Annotated in this window: 3 protein-coding genes; all 3 read left to right on the forward strand. The window is 43.7% G+C overall.

Annotated elements, in window-relative coordinates:
• On the forward strand, positions 1-750 hold a 750-nt coding region (locus tag F7C14_RS06710), incomplete at its 5' end, for a pantoate kinase (protein ID WP_290901168.1).
• 37 nt (positions 751-787) lie between these two features.
• Positions 788-1,357 (forward strand): winged helix-turn-helix transcriptional regulator, encoded by a 570-nt coding sequence (locus F7C14_RS06715; RefSeq protein ID WP_290901171.1) that lies wholly within the window; start codon positions 788-790, stop codon positions 1,355-1,357.
• Positions 1,354-2,019 carry a 16S rRNA methyltransferase gene (locus tag F7C14_RS06720; RefSeq protein WP_290901174.1) on the forward strand — a complete coding sequence of 222 codons (666 nt, stop codon included), beginning with the start codon at positions 1,354-1,356 and terminating at the stop codon, positions 2,017-2,019. Before F7C14_RS06715 ends, F7C14_RS06720 begins: the two co-directional genes overlap by 4 nt.
• Positions 2,020-2,048 lie beyond the last annotated feature (29 nt).

A 2,048-nucleotide genomic window follows, 5' to 3' on the forward strand; every position in this document is an offset into this window, starting at 1 on the left:
CACTCTGATCCAAAAAAATCTGGATCTATTGGAGTTGGAATAGCTTTAAATGAGGGAGTCGTAGCAAAGAAATCGGAAGAGGAAGGAGTTTATTTTAACGGAAGTAGGATTAGATTTCCCACTGTTGAGTATGTATTGAGAAAACTCGGGTTGAAAGGAGTAGATCTCGAAACAAAACTTCCGTTGTCTTGTGGCTTAGGTTTAAGCGGAGCTTCGGCTTTAGCCACCGCTTTTCTCTCAAGCAACTCCGACTATCTTTTCCTCTGCGACCTTGCTCATGAAGCTGAAGTAATTAATAAAACCGGACTTGGTGATGTTGTCACCCAAACTCACGGCGGGGTTGTTGCGAGGATCTCCGAAGGAGCGCCCTCTCTTGCTAAAGTTAAGAAGTTCTTCTTCAACGCAACTATTGACGTCATCGTTTTGGGGAAAATAGACACAGCTGAATTTCTCTCCAGTTACAACTTAAAGGAAATATCGAGGATAGGGAAGGGATGTCTTAAAGAATTCTTGAAGAAACCGAGCCTTGAAAACTTGTTCGACCTTTCTAAGAGTTTTGCTATCGAAACCGGACTGGGGGAAGAAGTTAAGGACGTAATAGAGGCGGTTGAAGCAAATGGTGGAAGAGCTTCGATGGCTATGCTCGGAAAAACTGTTTTTGCGGTAAATGGGAGGGAGGCTTTCAGGGAGTTTAGCGGTTTTACTTTTTCAGCAAGAATCAGAAACTGCGGAGTGGACGCTAATTTTTAATAAGTTCAAGTACAAATATTTACAAGAGGTGGGGTGAATGTTGCACGTTTTCGACTTAGATGAAAAGGACAAAATGATACTGGAGCTTTTAGAAAAAAACCCGGAAATGACTCAGAATGACATAGCGAGGGTTGTAGGATTGTCCCAGCCGTCCGTTGGGGCAAGAATAAAGAGGTTGAAGGAGCTTGGATTGATAAGCCACGTTTACGGATTGAATTTAAAGAACTCTGGACTTTACGTGGTTAAAGTTGACATAAAGTGTAGAAATCCAAGGAAAATAGTGGAAAGGTTTAAAAGATGCCCACACTTTCTGAACTCGTTCATAGTGGCAGGAAACAAGAATCTAACCCTCCTTTTCATCGGAGAAGATCTATCAACTGTTGAGGCGATAATCGACAGACACCTGAGACCCAACAGCGATGTGGTCGATCTGGATGTCGGGATAGTGATAAAGGCTGAGAGGGACATGGTAATGCCAATAAAAATCCTCGTTGAAAAAACTGGCAGTCCGTGCGGAAGCAATTGCGAGGAGTGCGAATACTACATCTCAGAGCTCTGCAACGGCTGTCCAGCTACAGCGCATTACAGAGGAAAGCTCTGGAAATGATAAGGGTAGTGCTTGTTGAATCTTCTCTCGAACTCATTCCGGAGAGCATCCAAAATCATCCGGCTGTGATCTCAGACTCAAGGAGGAGAAAAAAGAAGCCGAAGGATATGATCTTAGACGACTCAAAGCATCATGCGGCGATGAAAAATCTGCCTAAGAAGGAGAAAAGAGGTCGCCCGGACATAGTTCACAGCTGTCTTCTTTCTTTAGTTGATTCCGCTGTAGAAGACCTCGAAATATACGTTCATACGATAAACAACGAAATAATCTGGGTGAACAGAGAAACGAGGATTCCGAGGAACTACAACAGGTTCATAGGACTTTTCGAGCAGCTGTACAAGGAAAAAAGAATCGAGGCGAATGGTAAAGTGTTGTTGGAAGTAATTGACGGTAGCCTCGACGATGTTCTGGAGGGAGAAGTTATCGTGATGAGGGAAGGAGAAAGCTTGGACAATTTTAAAAGGGCATTAGATTCGGAAAAGATTACCGTTTGTATCGGCGCATACCCCCATGGGGACTTTGAGGAAGAAACCTACAAGATTTTCGAAAAGGCTAATGCGAAGTTTGCAGGGTTTGGGGAAGCTCCGAGGACGAGTCTCTATGTGGTGAATAGAGTTCTTGCTCTTTACGAGATCTCGAAGGGGCTAATCGATTTCTGCTGACAAGTTTCGGACGGCAAGAATTTATATAC

It is taken from the genome of Ferroglobus sp., assembly GCF_015521575.1.
GTDB lineage: Archaea > Halobacteriota > Archaeoglobi > Archaeoglobales > Archaeoglobaceae > Ferroglobus.

What these genes read in the sequence shown, in the direction of transcription:
- F7C14_RS06715 (WP_290901171.1), top strand. Translation starts at nt 788, where the DNA reads ATGTTGCACGTTTTCGACTTAGATGAAAAGGACAAAATGATACTGGAG.
- F7C14_RS06720 (WP_290901174.1), top strand. Translation starts at nt 1,354, where the DNA reads ATGATAAGGGTAGTGCTTGTTGAATCTTCTCTCGAACTCATTCCGGAG.